At 71.1% G+C, this 13,911-nt stretch carries 14 protein-coding genes; 8 read left to right on the forward strand and 6 right to left on the reverse strand.

The window, feature by feature from the left end; genetic code table 11:
- Window positions 1-40: 40 nt before the first annotated feature.
- Together AB0H78_RS33240 and AB0H78_RS33245 are read right to left on the reverse strand one after the other, a co-directional pair.
- Entirely contained in the window at window positions 41-1,432 is a 1,392-nt protein-coding gene (locus tag AB0H78_RS33240; RefSeq protein WP_363238460.1) for a metallopeptidase TldD-related protein, read from the reverse strand.
- Window positions 1,433-1,547: 115 nt separating this feature from the next.
- Complete coding sequence (locus AB0H78_RS33245; protein WP_363238461.1) at window positions 1,548-3,071, reverse strand: TldD/PmbA family protein; 1,524 nt, start codon at window positions 3,069-3,071, stop codon at window positions 1,548-1,550.
- Window positions 3,072-3,256: 185 nt separating this feature from the next.
- Between AB0H78_RS33245 and fabG the strand changes: the two genes are divergently transcribed.
- From fabG to AB0H78_RS33260, 3 genes are all read left to right on the forward strand, one after another.
- Window positions 3,257-3,976: a 3-oxoacyl-[acyl-carrier-protein] reductase gene (gene fabG / locus AB0H78_RS33250; RefSeq protein ID WP_363238462.1), complete on the forward strand. Its 720-nt coding sequence runs from the start codon at window positions 3,257-3,259 to the stop codon at window positions 3,974-3,976.
- Window positions 3,977-3,981: 5 nt separating this feature from the next.
- On the forward strand, window positions 3,982-4,758 hold the full coding sequence (gene fabI, locus AB0H78_RS33255) for an enoyl-ACP reductase FabI (protein WP_363238463.1): 777 nt from the start codon (window positions 3,982-3,984) through the stop codon (window positions 4,756-4,758).
- A gap of 231 nt (window positions 4,759-4,989) precedes the next feature.
- The gene (locus tag AB0H78_RS33260) at window positions 4,990-5,274 is read left to right on the forward strand and encodes a hypothetical protein (protein ID WP_363238495.1); all 285 of its coding nucleotides are present in this window, start codon (window positions 4,990-4,992) and stop codon (window positions 5,272-5,274) included.
- Here the strand turns inward: AB0H78_RS33260 and AB0H78_RS33265 are convergent.
- The gene (locus AB0H78_RS33265; protein WP_363238464.1) at window positions 5,255-5,923 is read right to left on the reverse strand and encodes a FadR/GntR family transcriptional regulator; all 669 of its coding nucleotides are present in this window, start codon (window positions 5,921-5,923) and stop codon (window positions 5,255-5,257) included. The two genes, AB0H78_RS33260 and AB0H78_RS33265, sit on opposite strands and share 20 nt — an antisense overlap.
- A 67-nt stretch (window positions 5,924-5,990) precedes the next feature.
- Between AB0H78_RS33265 and AB0H78_RS33270 the strand changes: the two genes are divergently transcribed.
- The 4 genes from AB0H78_RS33270 to AB0H78_RS33285 all read left to right on the forward strand — a co-directional run bounded on the left by AB0H78_RS33270 (window position 5,991) and on the right by AB0H78_RS33285 (window position 8,401).
- On the forward strand, window positions 5,991-7,286 hold the full coding sequence (locus AB0H78_RS33270) for an MFS transporter (protein ID WP_363238465.1): 1,296 nt from the start codon (window positions 5,991-5,993) through the stop codon (window positions 7,284-7,286).
- Between the two features lie 4 nt (window positions 7,287-7,290).
- On the forward strand, window positions 7,291-7,407 hold the full coding sequence (locus AB0H78_RS33275) for an SGM_5486 family transporter-associated protein (RefSeq protein ID WP_277990027.1): 117 nt from the start codon (window positions 7,291-7,293) through the stop codon (window positions 7,405-7,407).
- A gap of 161 nt (window positions 7,408-7,568) precedes the next feature.
- Entirely contained in the window at window positions 7,569-7,775 is a 207-nt protein-coding gene (locus AB0H78_RS33280) for a hypothetical protein (RefSeq protein WP_363238466.1), read from the forward strand.
- A gap of 74 nt (window positions 7,776-7,849) precedes the next feature.
- Window positions 7,850-8,401 (forward strand): histidine phosphatase family protein, encoded by a 552-nt coding sequence (locus AB0H78_RS33285; protein WP_363238467.1) that lies wholly within the window; start codon window positions 7,850-7,852, stop codon window positions 8,399-8,401.
- A gap of 73 nt (window positions 8,402-8,474) precedes the next feature.
- On the opposite strand, the gene serB is transcribed toward AB0H78_RS33285, so the two are convergent.
- Together serB and AB0H78_RS33295 are read right to left on the reverse strand one after the other, a co-directional pair.
- The gene (gene serB, locus AB0H78_RS33290; protein WP_363238469.1) at window positions 8,475-9,689 is read right to left on the reverse strand and encodes a phosphoserine phosphatase SerB; all 1,215 of its coding nucleotides are present in this window, start codon (window positions 9,687-9,689) and stop codon (window positions 8,475-8,477) included.
- An 88-nt stretch (window positions 9,690-9,777) separates the two neighbouring features.
- The gene (locus tag AB0H78_RS33295; RefSeq protein WP_363238471.1) at window positions 9,778-10,206 is read right to left on the reverse strand and encodes a DUF6086 family protein; all 429 of its coding nucleotides are present in this window, start codon (window positions 10,204-10,206) and stop codon (window positions 9,778-9,780) included.
- Between the two features lie 166 nt (window positions 10,207-10,372).
- On the opposite strand from AB0H78_RS33295, the gene AB0H78_RS33300 reads away from it, so the two are divergent.
- Window positions 10,373-12,154: an FUSC family protein gene (locus tag AB0H78_RS33300; protein WP_363238472.1), complete on the forward strand. Its 1,782-nt coding sequence runs from the start codon at window positions 10,373-10,375 to the stop codon at window positions 12,152-12,154.
- A 10-nt stretch (window positions 12,155-12,164) separates the two neighbouring features.
- Here the strand turns inward: AB0H78_RS33300 and AB0H78_RS33305 are convergent, their stop codons facing one another.
- Window positions 12,165-13,817, reverse strand: coding sequence for a streptophobe family protein (locus AB0H78_RS33305; protein ID WP_363238473.1), 1,653 nt, complete (start codon window positions 13,815-13,817; stop codon window positions 12,165-12,167).
- Window positions 13,818-13,911: the final 94 nt, after the last annotated feature.

Consider the following 13,911-nt stretch of genomic DNA (forward strand, 5'->3'; position numbering starts at 1 on the left):
TCTTGTCTCCTCGGGGTGATGCCTACAGACTCCCCCGAGGTTATACGCCCTGGCTGACGGAACTCATATTGAAATCCGGGACCCTCAGCGCGGGCATCGCGGCACGGGTGAACCAGTCGCCCCACTCGCGCGGCAGCGTCTGCTCCGTACGACCCGCTTCGGTGGCCCGTGACAGCAGGTCGACGGGGGACTCGTTGAAGCGGAAGTTGTTCACCTCGCCCACGACCTCGCCGTTCTCGACGAGATAGACGCCGTCCCGGGTCAGCCCGGTGAGCAGCAGGGTCGCCGGGTCCACCTCGCGGATGTACCAGAGGCAGGTGAGCAGCAGCCCGCGCTCCGTGCCCGCCACCATCTCCTCCAGGGACTTGGTCCCGCCCCCGTCCAGGATCAGATTGGAGATCGTGGGCGCCACGGGCAGCGCGGTCAGCCCTGCGCTGTGCCGGGTGGTGATCAGACGCTCCAGCGTCCCCTCCCGTACCCAGTCGGTCGCGTTCAGCGGCAGCCCGTTGTCGAAGACCGAGGCGTCGTCGCCCGAGGAGTGGGTGAGCACGAAGGGTGCGGATTCGAGCCCCGGCTCGTTCGGATCGCTGCGCAGGGTCAGCGGCAGCGGCGAGAGCCGCTCGCCCAGGCGCGTGCCACCGCCCGGCTTGGAGAACACGGTCCGGCCCTCGGCGGCGTCCCGGGCGGCCGACGACCAGAGCTGGTAGATCAGCAGGTCGGCCACGGCGGTCGGCGGCAGCAGGGTCTCGTACCGCCCCGCGGGCAGGTCGATACGGCGCTCGGCCCACCCGAGCCGTTGCGCGAGCTCCGCGTCCATCGCCGCGGGGTCCACGTCCTTGAAGTCCCGGGTCGCCTGCCCCGCCCATGCCGAGCGCTTGCGGTCCGGGGACTTGGCGTTGAGCTCCAGGGTGCCGTTGGGCTGGTCGTGGCGCAGGCGCAGGCCCGTGGACGTACCGAGATAGCTGGAGGTCATCTCGTGGTTCGCGAACCCGTAGAGCTCGCGTCCGCCGGCCCTGGCGCGGGCGAAGGATTCGCCGAGCGCGGGCGCGAAGTCGGTGAAGACGGCGGAGGACGTCTCGGCGGGCGCGTCGGTGAAGTCGGGGGAGACGGGCACCCCGGTGATCAGCGGCTGGGCGTCCTCGGCGGGGCCGCCGCCGCGGGCCGCGGCCTCGGCCGCACGTACCAGCGGCTCCAGGTCGTCGGCGGTGACCGCGGACCGCGAGACGACACCGGAGGCGGTGCCCTCCTTGCCGTCGACGGTCGCGATGACGGTCAGGGTGCGGCCACGGGTGACGCCGTTGGTGGTCAGGGCGTTGCCCGCCCAGCGCAGGTTGGCGCTGGACTGCTCGTCGGCGATGACGACGCAGCCGTCGGCGGTGGACAGGGAGAGCGCGCGCTCGACGATCTCGTACGGCTTGGTGCTACGGCTCATCGGCCCGCCTCCTGCGTGGTGTTGAGACTGTGCTGTCCCGGGGGACACTGCGCCTGACTGCGGCTTCGCCGCGGGCCGGACCCCCGGCCGGGGGTTGTCGCGGCGTGTCCGTGCTTCATCGGCCCGCCTCCTGCGTGGTGTTGAGGATGTTGACGCCGCGGAACAGGGCCGAGGGGCAGCCGTGCGAGACCGCGGCCACCTGGCCGGGCTGGGCCTTGCCGCAGTTGAAGGCGCCGCCGAGGACATACGTGCTCGGGCCGCCGACCTTCTCCATCGAGCCCCAGAAGTCGGTGGTCGTCGCCTGGTAGGCGACGTCGCGCAGCTGGCCGGCGAGCCTGCCGTTCTCGATACGGAAGAAGCGCTGGCCGGTGAACTGGAAGTTGTAGCGCTGCATGTCGATCGACCACGAGCGGTCGCCGACCACGTAGATGCCGCGCTCGACACCGCCGATCAGATCCTCCGTGGAGAGCCCGCCGGGGTCCGGCTGCAGCGACACGTTGGCCATGCGCTGGACGGGGACGTGCTCGGGGGAGTCCGCGTACGCGCACCCGTTGGAGCGCTCGAAGCCCGTCAACTTGGCGATCCTGCGGTCGAGTTGATAGCCGACCAGGGTCCCGTCCTTCACCAGGTCCCAGGACTGCGCGGCCACACCCTCGTCGTCGTACCCGATGGTCGCAAGGCCGTGCTCGGCCGTGCGGTCGCCGGTCACGTTCATCACGGACGACCCGTACGCCAGCTTGCCCAGCTGGTCGAAGGTGGCGAAGGAGGTGCCCGCGTACGCGGCCTCGTACCCCAGGGCCCGGTCGAGCTCCGTGGCATGACCGATCGACTCATGGATGGTCAGCCAGAGGTTCGACGGGTCGACGACCAGGTCGTACGTCCCCGCCTCCACGCTAGGCGCCCGCATCTTCTCCGCGAGCAGCTCCGGAATCCGCTCCAGCTCGGAGTCCCAGTCCCAGCCGGTCCCCTTCAGGTACTCCCAGCCCCGCCCGACCGGCGGCGCGATCGTCCGCATCGAGTCGAACTCGCCGGTGGTCTCGTCGACCGCCACGGCTGTCAGCTGGGGATGCAGCCGTACGCGCTGCTGCGTGGTGACCGTGCCGGAGGTGTCCGCGTAGAACTTGTTCTCCAGGACCGTCATCAGCGAAGCGTCCACGTGCGCGACACCGTCGGCCGCGAGCAGCCGCGCCGACCACTCGGCGAGGAGCCCGGTCTTCTCCTCGTCGGGCACCTCGAACGGGTCGATCTCGTACGACGAGACCCAGGTCTTCTCCGCGTGCACCGGCTCCGCGGCCAGCTCCACCCGCTCGTCGGAACCCGCGGCCTTGATCACCTTCGCGGAGAGCTTCGCCATGGCGACGGCCTGCCCCGCCACCCGGGCGGCAGCATCCATCGAAAGGTCGACACCCGAGGCGAAACCCCAGCTGCCGCCGTGCACCACCCGGACCGCGTACCCGAGATCGGTACCGTCCGATGAACCCGCTGTTCTGGCGTCGCGCAGCCGCCACGACGCGCTGCGCACCCGCTCGAATCGGAAGTCGGCATGATCGGCACCGAGCGCGCGGGCCCGGGCGAGCGCCGCGTCGGCGAGGGCCCGCAGCGGCAGTGCCGTAAAGGCTGCGTCGATGGAATGGGGCACGGATGTCTCCTGTTCGTCACGACCGTCGACCGCATCATGTCCTGCCATGGGGCCCATTGCCCAGGGCCCTTATGTAGGGACCCGACAGGGACCGTGCCGAGGCGCTGTCGGAGGCCGATTCCCCGTAAGAGGGACGAGACCGATAGTTTGCGTGAGTACCAGACCGCTATCGAAAGGGTGATCCGTTGAGCCGCTCGGTTCTCGTCACCGGAGGAAACCGGGGCATCGGCCTCGCCATCGCCCGCACTTTCCTGGACCAGGGCGACAAGGTGGCCTTCACCTTCCGCTCCGGTGAGCCCCCCAAGGAGCTCATCGACGCCGGCGCCCTCGCCGTCCAGTGCGACATCACGGACTCCGCCCAGGTCGACGCGGCCTACAAGGAGATCGAGGAGAAGCACGGCAACGTGGAGGTGCTGGTGGCCAACGCCGGCGTCACCAAGGACCAGCTCCTCATGCGGATGTCCGAAGAGGACTTCACCGCCGTACTCGACACGAACCTCACCGGCACCTTCCGGGTCGTCAAGCGCGCCAACCGCGGCATGCTGCGCGCCAAGAAGGGCCGTGTCGTCCTCATCTCCTCGGTGGTCGGACTCCTCGGTTCGGCGGGCCAGGCGAACTACGCCGCGTCCAAGGCCGGTCTGGTCGGTTTCGCCCGCTCGCTCGCCCGCGAGCTGGGCTCCCGCAACATCACCTTCAACGTCGTGGCGCCCGGCTTCGTCGACACCGACATGACGAAGGTTCTCACCGACGACCAGCGCAAGGGCATCGTCGCCCAGGTGCCGCTGGGCCGTTATGCGCAGCCGGAGGAGATCGCGGCCGCAGTGCGGTTCCTCTCCTCCGACGACGCCTCGTACATCACTGGAGCCGTCATCCCGGTTGACGGCGGACTGGGAATGGGTCACTGAACACCATGGCTGGAATCCTCGAGGGCAAGAAGATCCTCATCACCGGTGTGCTGACGGAAGCCTCCATCGCCTTCCACACCGCGAAGCTGGCCCAGGAGCAGGGCGCGGAGATCATCCTCACCGCCTGGCCGCGTCCGTCGCTCACCGAGCGCATCGCCAAGAAGCTGCCGCAGCCCGACAAGGTCAAGGTCCTGGAGCTCGACGTCTCCAACGACGAGCACCTCGCCCGCCTCGAGGGCCAGGTCCGCGAGGAGCTCGGCGGCCGCCTCGACGGCATCGTGCACTCCATCGGCTTCGCGCCGCAGGACGCGCTCGGCGGCAACTTCCTCAACACGCCCTTCGAGTCCGTGGCCACCGCCATGCACGTCTCGGCGTTCTCCCTGAAGTCGCTGACCATGGCGCTGCTGCCGCTGATGAACGAGGGCGGCTCCGTCGTCGGCCTCACCTTCGACGCGCAGTTCGCCTGGCCGAAGTACGACTGGATGGGCCCGGCGAAGGCCGCCCTGGAAGCCACCAGCCGCTACATGGCGCGCGACCTCGGTGACAAGGACATCCGCTGCAACCTGATCTCGGCGGGCCCGCTCGGCTCCATGGCCGCGAAGTCGATCCCCGGCTTCAGCGACCTGGCCGCGGTGTGGGACAGCCGTTCCCCGCTGAAGTGGGAGCTCTCGGACCCCGAGCCGGCGGGCCGCGGCATTGTCGCGCTCCTGTCGGACTGGTTCCCGAAGACGACGGGCGAGATCATCCACGTGGATGGCGGTCTGCACGCGATCGGCGCCTGACCCTCCGCCGCACAGCACATCGGCCGCGCACCCGCCTCCTCTCGGTGGCGGGTGCGCGGCCGTCGTGCGCGATGGGCGCATCCCCCGCAGACTGGGCGGACCGGGACCTGTCCCCGGAACCCCTGGGGAGGAGGAACCGATGTGCATCGCCTACGTCCGCGTCGCCGGAGCCCGGCCCTCCTGACGGCCGCCGTCGCCCTGGCCGCACTCACCGCGGCCCCCACGGTCACCCTGACCCACGCCGCCGCCCCCACCGCGCGCCCCGCCGCCGTCGAGGAACCCGAGCCCTTCGGCGCCGACTGCCGTACGACGGTCACCGGCTCGCACGTCGTCGCGTACTGCCACAACCCCTACCCGGACAGCGACAAGGTCGAGCTCCACATCGAGTGCGCCCGCTGGTGGGACATAGACAGCGACGCCCGTCCGGTCGAGGCCGGCCCCGCGCAGACCGTGCGGCTCACCGGCCGCTGCTGGAAAGAGATCCGCTCGGCCTGGATCACGCACGCACGCAGTTGAAGGCATAGCTTGCGGCCTCGGCCGCCGCCGTGTCCGTGTCGCCCGCCCGGATCGCCTCGATCAGCCGGGCATGGTCCATATAGCCCTCGGGGCGCAGCTCGCGCCCCACGTCGTCGCGGAGCCAGTCGCGCAGCAGATCGCCCAGGTCGGCGTAGAGCTCGGTCAGTACGTCGTTGTGCGAGGCGGCCACGATCGCCAGGTGCAGTGTCGCGTCGGCGGCGACGAAAGCCTCCGCATCGCCCGATTCCCACATCTTCTCGCGGTGCTCCAGCAGCGCGTCGAGCTGCTTCAGGTCCTTCTCCGTGCGCCGCTCGGCGGCCAGCCGCGCCGCCGAGGACTCCAGTGTGGAGCGCAGCTCGGCGATGTGCCGGGGGTCGGCGGAGGCGAAGCGGCGGTGCATCACGCCGGCCAGCTCGCTGGTGGCGATGACATACGTACCCGAGCCCTGCCGGATGTCGAGCAGCCCGTTGTGCGCGAGCGCGCGCACCGCCTCGCGGACGGTGTTGCGGGCCACCCCCAGCTGCTCGACCAGCTCGGGTTCGGTCGGGATGCGCGAGCCGACCGGCCACTCGCCCGAGGTGATCTGGTTCCGCAGTTCGGTGATCACCTGGTCGGAGAGGGCCGACCGCCGGGGTGAGTTCAGCGTCATTGGGCTCCTTCAGCGCATTCGGCGAACGATTGGACAACCAATCATCCCATGATTCTATGATGGCTCCATGCCCGACGACGAGACACAGATCCTGAGCCACGGCACCGAGCCGCGCACCGCCGCAGATTTTCCCACCCCGACGCAGTCGCCGGCGGGATGGACCATCAAGCTGGTCATGGTCGGCATCGTCCTCGCGGCGCTCAACCTCCGCCCCGCCATCACCAGCCTGGGCCCGCTCCTCGAAGAGGTGCAGCAGTCGCTCGGCATGAGCGACAGCGTCGCCGGTCTGCTCACGTCCGTCCCCTCGCTCTGTTTCGCGGTTTTCGGGATCCTCGCGCCCCGCCTCGCCCGCCGCTTCGGCCCGGGCGCGATCGTCTGCGCGGGCATGGTGGCCATCGCCGCCGGCCTGCTGATCCGCCCGTTCGCCGGCGGCACGGTGGGCTTCCTCGCCGCCAGCGCGCTCGCGCTCATGGGCATCGCCGTCTCCAACGTGCTGATGCCGGTGATCGTCAAGCGGTACTTCCCCGACCGCGTCGGCTCCATGACCGGCCTCTACTCCATGGCCCTGGCGCTCGGCACCTCCCTCGCCGCGGCCGTCACCGTGCCGCTGACCCACTCCATGGGCGACAACTGGCACTGGGGGCTGGGGGTTTGGGCGGCGCTGGCCGTCGTGGCGGTGGTGCCCTGGGTCGCTCTCGTACGGGACCGAAGCGCGACGGCGGCGCAGGAGGCGCAGGCATCGCGGACCTCCGCGCAGCCGGCTCCGCCCGCGATCCGGATCACCCGGTCCCGTACCGCCTGGGCGCTCGCCTGCTTCTTCGGACTCCAGGCGACGGCCGCGTACATCACCATGGGCTGGATGCCGCAGATCTTCCGCGACGCCGGGGTCTCGGCCTCGACGGCCGGGGTGCTGCTCGCGGTGACGATGGCGATGGGCGTACCGCTCGCCTTCGTCATCCCGCGTCTCGCGACCCGGATGAAGAACCAGGGCCCGATCGTCGCGGTGCTCGGCGCCTGCGGACTCGTCGGCTACGCGGGCCTGTTCCTGGCCCCGGCCGGCGGCGCCTGGGCCTGGGCGCTGCTGCTCGGCATCGCCAACTGCTCGTTCCCGCTGGCGCTCACGATGATCGGCATGCGGTCGCGTACGGGAGCCGGCGTCGTACGCCTCTCCGCCTTCGCCCAGTCGACCGGCTACCTGCTCTCCATCCCCGGACCGCTGCTCGTCGGCGTCCTGTACGAGCACAGCGGCAGCTGGGGGCTGCCGATCGCGCTGATGGCGGGCCTCATGGTGCCCCAGATCGCGGTCGGGATCCTGGCGGGACGGGACCGGACGATTGAGGACGAATGCGGGATGCGAGACTGAGCGCATGCCCGTACTCGAACCGAATCCCCCCAACGGCCAGAAGAAGCTGCTGCTCGTGCTCGGCGCGATGTTCGCCGTGACGATCGTCGTCGCGATCATCGCGACGCTCGCCTCCCCGTGACGAGCTGAGCGGGGCCCGGGGTGGTGCTAGCACCACCATCCCCTAGGGGGCCAGGGTCAGGGGGAAGTGGGTAGTTCACCGGATGGGACCGGCCGCCCGTACTGCGTAAGTTCATGTTCATCAGCAACGGCGAACCCACGCAGCTAGCTACGGAGGCGGCCATGTCGGCCCACATCCCCACCAGGTCCCACACCGCAGCCCCGGGTCGTGTCGACATCAAGCTGCCCTGGTGGGCCGTCGTCCTGCCCGCGATCGCCTTCGCGGTCCTCCTTCTCCTCATCACCGCGCCGGGCCAGGCCCAGGCGGCGACCGGCGACCCGGCCATCACCCACCTGCTGGAGCGGGTGCAGGAGACGCTCTCCCGCTGAGGGGGGTCACCCATGACGGTGGAGCGTTTCAACTCCCTGCGCCCCACGGCATGATTCGTGCGAAGCTGGACTGCATGAGCGTCGCTTCGTCGTCCGAGGGGACCACCCCCGGACCCACCGAATCCCGCAGGATCGTCCTCCTACGCCATGCGAAGGCGGACTGGCCCCAGGTGTCCGACCACGACCGACCGCTCGCCGAGCGGGGCCGCGCGGACGCCCCCGTCGCAGGCCGCCGGCTGGCCGCCCTGGACGTGACCTTCGATCTGGCACTGTGCTCCACCGCGGCCCGGACCCGGGAGACCTGGAAACTGGCCGTAGCAGAGCTGCCGACCCGCCCCAGGACCGTGTACGAGGAGAGGCTGTACGAGGCTTCCCTCGGCGAACTCATCGCCGTCCTCAACGAGACCCCCGACGACGTGAAGGACCTCCTTCTCATCGGCCACAACCCCGGAGTGCACGCCCTTGCGGACGCGCTGGCGGGGAAGGCGCAGGGCGATGCGCTCGCCCGGATGAACAGGGGCGGCTTCCCGACGGCGGCGATCGCGGTGGTGTCCTTCACCGGATCGTGGAAGTCGGTGGAACACGGAGTGGGAAGCCTGGACGACTTCTGGGCCCCGCACGAGTAACGAGCCTGTCCCGTAAGCCAGAAGACCCCGGTACGCAGGACGCGTACCGGGGTCGATTCCTGTTTTCTGCCGCTCAGCTGTTCTCGGCCTCGACAAGTCCATCAGCGGCTTCGACCTCTTCGCGGGTGATGCCGAGGAGATAGAGCACGGTGTCGAGGAAGGGCACGTTCACGGCGGTGTCGGCGGCCTTGCGGACGACGGGCTTGGCGTTGAAGGCGACGCCGAGTCCGGCGGCGTTCAGCATGTCGAGATCGTTGGCGCCGTCGCCGATGGCGACGGTCTGGGAGAGCGGCACACCGGCCTCGGCGGCGAACCGCCGCAGCAGCCGGGCCTTGCCGGCGCGGTCGACGATCTCTCCCGTGACCTTGCCGGTGAGCTTCCCGTCGACGATCTCCAGCGTATTGGCGGAGGCGAAGTCGAGCCCGAGCCGCTCCTGCAGATCATCGGTGACCTGGGTGAACCCACCGGACACGACGCCCACTTGATACCCGAGCCGCTTCAGCGTCCGGATAAGCGTGCGAGCCCCGGGGGTGAGCCGCACCTCGGCGCGGACCTTCTCCACGACGGACGCGTCCAGCCCCGCCAGGAGCGCCACGCGCGCATGCAGCGACTGCTCGAAATCGAGCTCCCCGCGCATGGCCCGCGAGGTCACTTCGGCCACCTCGTCCTCGCACCCGGCGTGGGCGGCGAAGAGCTCGATGACCTCGTCCTGGATGACGGTCGAGTCCACATCCATGACGACAAGACGCCGCGCGCGCCGGTGCAGCCCGGCGGAGACGACGGCGACATCGACCCCCAGAGCGGCCGCCTCGGTCGCAAGGGCGGTACGCAGCGGCTCGGTCTCCGTACCGGAAACCGCGAACTCCACAGCCGTGACCGGATACTTCGCAAGCCGGAAAATACGGTCGATATTGCCGCCGGTCGAGGTGATGGCGGCCGCTATGGCGGCGGTGGACTCGGCGGTGAGCGGATGCCCGAGCACGGTCACATGCGAGCGCCCGCTGCCACGCGGCCGGTTGTCACCGATACCGGAGATGATCTCGGCCTGCAGCCTGAGCGACTCGGCCCAGCTGTGCACGGTCGCCCTGAGCTCACCCTCGGTGGTCCCGCCCGCGGTAGGCGAGGTGACCAGGGCGCACAGCACGATGCGCCCCCGGGTGACGACCTGCTCGATGTCCACGACATCGACGGAATAGGCGGCAAGGGTGTCGAAGAGCCCGGCGGTGATCCCGGGCCGGTCCTTCCCGAAGATCTTGACGAGAAGGGTGGGAGTCTGAGAAGCGCTCATGGTGATCCCCACCGTATAGGTCGGGGCGCGCCCCTCCACCACCCTGTCCGCTCCCCGGACAGGGGCGGTCGGCCGTCCCGCGCCTGGCTCAAGCCGGCATGAAGCGGCCCAGGTCGCGTGACTTCTGCCGGAGGGCGGCTGCCCAGGCGTCCTCGGAGCGATGCGGGGACCTCGGGACCTGAACCTCCGCGAGGCCGGCGCCCTCCGGCAGGACCGTCGGCGGCCACTGCGGCTCGATGCCCGCCCTGTCCGCCAGGACCAGCACCGTAGCGACGAAACCCTCGGACAGGGCAGCAGTGACGGCGTGACTCGTTCGCCGGTGCCACGCGAGAAGAGCGTCGATGAAAACCTTGAACACGAGGGGGTCGATCTGGCACTCGTCGGACTGCATCGGGCCAATGCCGGACGGCAGGCCCAATTCCGCTTGCCAGAAACTCACCTGGCTTATGAACAGTCGGGAGGCTCCGTTGGACGGGTTCCACAAGGTCCGGTCGCCCATGTCGTAGTACTGGCTCAATGCGGACTCTTCCTGCTGGTATCGGGGCGGACTTCACATTGAGGAAACGCGCCCGTTTCCTCCCCTCCAATAACACCGCCTACGGTGGATCTCACCGACCCGCCCAGGCCGACGTCGTCCCAAGGCACCCGCCCAGCGCCACCGCACCGACGGGACGACCAGCCCCATGCGCCACCTTCCTCCCTGGCTCCGCCACGCCCTCCGTTCCCAGCGCGGGCCCATCCCCTGGAGCGCCGTCGTGCGCGGGGCCCTCGCCGCCGCGCCTCTCCTCGGGGTCGCGCTCGCTGCCGGGCAGGCCTCCGCCGGTGTTCTCGCCTCCCTCGGTGCCATGCTCGCCGGCGTCAACGACCGTGCCGGCAGCCGTCGTTCCTCCCTCAGGCGCCTCGGCGTGCCTGCCCTCGCCGGGGCCTGTGGCCTCGTCCTCGGCACCGCGCTGAGTGGCGGAGGCGTGATGCTCGTCGCCGTCTTTGGTGTTCTCGGGCTGCTCGGTGGCGCCCTGTGTGCCGTCGGGCCCGTCTCCTCCGCCTGCGGGACGCAGCTCCTCGTCGCCACCGCCATCGGCGCCGGCATGCCGCTGCCCGAAGCGGGGTGGGTGCGCGGTGTGCTCTTCGCCGGGGGTGCCGGGTGGCTTCTCGTGCTGCGGCTTCTTCTGCCGTCGGCGTCCGGTGTCGGACGGCGCGGGCAGTACGAGCGTCAGTCCGTCTCCCAGGTGTACGCAGCCGTCGCCGACCTCCTCGACGCCACCGGCACTCCCGCCGCCCCCGCTCGCCGCGCCGCACTCACCGCCGCCCTCGACCACGCCCAGGACGCCGTCCCTGCCCGGCTCGCGCGGCCCCGCGCCCAGTACCTTGCCGCGCTTCCCCTCGCCGAGGCTGCCACCGCCCTCGCCTGGAGCGGCCTGCCCCTGCCCGACCGCGCCTCCGAAGGTCCCCGCCGCCTCGCCGACGCCGCCCGCACCGGCGCGCCCTGCGGTGCGCTCCCCGCGCCCGCCCGTGACGGCGCCGCCCTGCGCGCCCTCGACTCCGCTCTTCTCGCCGCCGCCGAAGCCTTCGACGGGGGCCGACCCTTCGACGGGGGCCGACCCTTCGACGGGGGCCGACCCTTCGACGGGGGCCGACCCTTCGACGTACCGAAGCCATCGTCAACTCCCGCGCTGCGCAAGGTGATCGGGCCCGTGGGGCAGGAGTACGGGTTCCGCGTCGCCCTCGCCTTCGGAGGTGCCGCGGCCGTCGCGCAGAGCCTTCCCCACAGCCCGCACTGGTACTGGCTCCCCGCCACCGCCGTCTTCCTCGTCAAGCCCGACCTCGGGCCGCTCGCCTCGCGCGTGATCTGCCGGGCCCTCGGCACCCTCATCGGCGCCGCCGTCTTCGCCGCACTCGCCGCTCTCCTCCCGCAGCCCGCAGGGCTCGTCGCGACGGTCGCCGTCTGCGGTGCGCTGATCCCCGTCGCCACCCGCCACTTCGCCGCGCAGACCGCCGTCATCACCGTCTTCGTGCTCGCACTCGTCATGTCCGGCGGCGAACCCCAGGCCGCCGGCAGCCGCATCGGCGAAACGCTCCTCGCCTGCGGCATCGTCCTCGCCGTCGGGCACATCCCCTGGCCGGGACGGCGCGGCGGCGGAGTGCGCGCCCGCGTCGGGGCCGCCGATCAGGCCGCGCAGGCCTACGTCCACCACGTACTCAGCGCCAACAGCGACCGCCCCGGCCGCTGGGCCCTGCGCCGCGCCGCCTATCGCGCCCTCGCCGAAGCCCGTACGGCCATCGACCTAGCCGCCGCCGAACTCCCTTCCCTGGCACGGCACATCGCGCCCTCCGACGTCGTCGCCCTGCGCCTGGAACACCTCGTCGACACCACCACCGCCTGCGCCGTCCACCTCGACGACACAGGCCGCGTCCCGCGACAGCACGCCGAGCGCATCGGTGCGCTGCTGGCCGAACTGGCCGCGTAGGGGCGGTGGTTCAGCGGCGTCCCCGCGGCGGCGGAGGAGGCGACGGCGGGGGAGGGCCCTCGCCCCTGGGGCGCTTGCGGAGCGGCGGCGGGGGAGGCGGCGCCTGCGGGTCCAGGGGGCCGATCATCGTCGGCGCCCCGTGCATCTCGCCACCGCCCCCGCCACTGCCCCCGCTCTCGCCCGGGCGCAGATACGGGTTCGTGTCGTCGTGCGAGGGGCGGTACGGCGCCGACGGCGTGTAGGGCCCCGGTTCGTACGCCAGATCCGGATACGTACGGTCCCCGCCGTGCCCCCCTTCGCCCCGCGCGAGCTCCGCGGCCCGCCGCCCCGCCGCCCCCGACGCGTACGCCAGGAGCGCACCCGCACCGCCCGCCCCGGCCCCCCACGCCAGCCCGAGCAGCAGCGCCATGCCCAGCTGCCCGTGCAGTTCGATGCCCGCCCCGAAGGCGTCGAAGCCGATCACCGACAGCGAGGCGTTCGCCGAGATGTCGGTCAGCCAGACCAGCAGCGGCAGCGCGGCCCCCGTCACCACCGGCAGGCGCAGCGCGCACCGGCCGGCGAAACCGAGCGCCGACGTGGCCGGTCCCACCGGGGTACGGGCCGCCGCGAGCACCCCCGCGTACAGCATCATCACCGCGGTCGCGGCCGCCAACAGCCAGACACGGCCGTCCAGTTCGGCGATCCGGCTCAGCGTCACCGGCTGATCCGAGGAGACGTTCAGCAGATCGTCGATGGGGTTCGGGAGCAGCTTGCCCAGCGCACCCGTCGCATGCCCGTCCCAGGGCACGAAGAGCCCCAGCGGTATCCCCAGCCACACCCCGTTCGGCGCCCCGACCAGCGCGGCACCCGCGATCCGCTTCGGATGGTCGTCGCCGATCATCGCGTACGCAGCTGCCGCGACCCCTGCCGCGACCGCGACCAGCAACACCGTGACCAGCGCGGATGCGGCCGGCCTGACGACCCGGTGCACCGCGCCCCAGCCCGGCGGCAGCGGCGTACGCCGCGAGGCCAGCAGCGCGATCACCATCACGGCCAGCACCCAACAGGCCCCGCCCGCCAGCGACTCACCGGTGTTGACCGTGAACCCCACCGAGGCCTTCGCCTTGGCCAGATCCCCGATCTTCCCCGGCAGCAGCCCGCCGATGCCGCCCAGACCGTCCGGCAGCTTGTCGCCGATCCCGCCCGCGCCCGGGATGTCATCGAGCCCCAGCTTGCTCCCGTCGATGGTGATGACGTCGTGGCCCGCCCAGGCGAGCCCGCCGATCACCGCGACGAAGAGCACCGCCAACGACACCATCCGCGCGGCGAGTTCGGAGCCGGGGATCGTCCGTCCCGCCGCCCACAGCGAGCGCAGGAAGAAGAAGGAGAGCAGCAGCGCACCCACCAGGGCCACGCCCAGCGGTGTCACGTTCAGTGCTGTCTTCGCCTCCGCCCCCGTGAGGCCGAAAGCCGACACATTGCCGGAGGGGCTGACCGAACCCCCCACCGCCATGACGACCACCGCTGCGGTCATCGGCCCGAGTCTGGCCGACTGATCGGCCCCCAGCAGATGCAGCCCGAGCGCCGCGGTGCCCGCCATCCCGACCAACGCCCAGCTCACCGCCGCGATCGAGGCGAGAACCACATCGCCCCATCGCGTACCCGTACTTCCGCCCTTGTCCATCAGGCCCCCCCGATCTGCGGTGAGTTGCCCCATTCGCGCATGATCCGTACGCACTCATGGGCGCTTACCACTGTCCGGGGGTGTTTCCACCGCG

This window comes from Streptomyces sp. NPDC050738 (genome assembly GCF_040654175.1).
In the GTDB taxonomy this organism is placed as follows: domain Bacteria; phylum Actinomycetota; class Actinomycetes; order Streptomycetales; family Streptomycetaceae; genus Streptomyces.

Excerpts from the sequence above, each read along its gene's own strand:
- AB0H78_RS33240 (WP_363238460.1), bottom strand. The coding sequence starts at position 1,432 with ATGAGCCGTAGCACCAAGCCGTACGAGATCGTCGAGCGCGCGCTCTCC.
- AB0H78_RS33305 (WP_363238473.1), bottom strand. The coding sequence starts at position 13,817 with ATGGACAAGGGCGGAAGTACGGGTACGCGATGGGGCGATGTGGTTCTC.
- AB0H78_RS33285 (WP_363238467.1), top strand. The coding sequence starts at position 7,850 with ATGAGCGTCGCTTCGTCGTCCGAGGGGACCACCCCCGGACCCACCGAA.
- fabI (WP_363238463.1), top strand. The coding sequence starts at position 3,982 with ATGGCTGGAATCCTCGAGGGCAAGAAGATCCTCATCACCGGTGTGCTG.
- AB0H78_RS33270 (WP_363238465.1), top strand. The coding sequence starts at position 5,991 with ATGCCCGACGACGAGACACAGATCCTGAGCCACGGCACCGAGCCGCGC.
- AB0H78_RS33275 (WP_277990027.1), top strand. The coding sequence starts at position 7,291 with ATGCCCGTACTCGAACCGAATCCCCCCAACGGCCAGAAGAAGCTGCTG.
- AB0H78_RS33265 (WP_363238464.1), bottom strand. The coding sequence starts at position 5,923 with ATGACGCTGAACTCACCCCGGCGGTCGGCCCTCTCCGACCAGGTGATC.
- AB0H78_RS33300 (WP_363238472.1), top strand. The coding sequence starts at position 10,373 with ATGCGCCACCTTCCTCCCTGGCTCCGCCACGCCCTCCGTTCCCAGCGC.
- AB0H78_RS33280 (WP_363238466.1), top strand. The coding sequence starts at position 7,569 with ATGTCGGCCCACATCCCCACCAGGTCCCACACCGCAGCCCCGGGTCGT.
- serB (WP_363238469.1), bottom strand. The coding sequence starts at position 9,689 with ATGAGCGCTTCTCAGACTCCCACCCTTCTCGTCAAGATCTTCGGGAAG.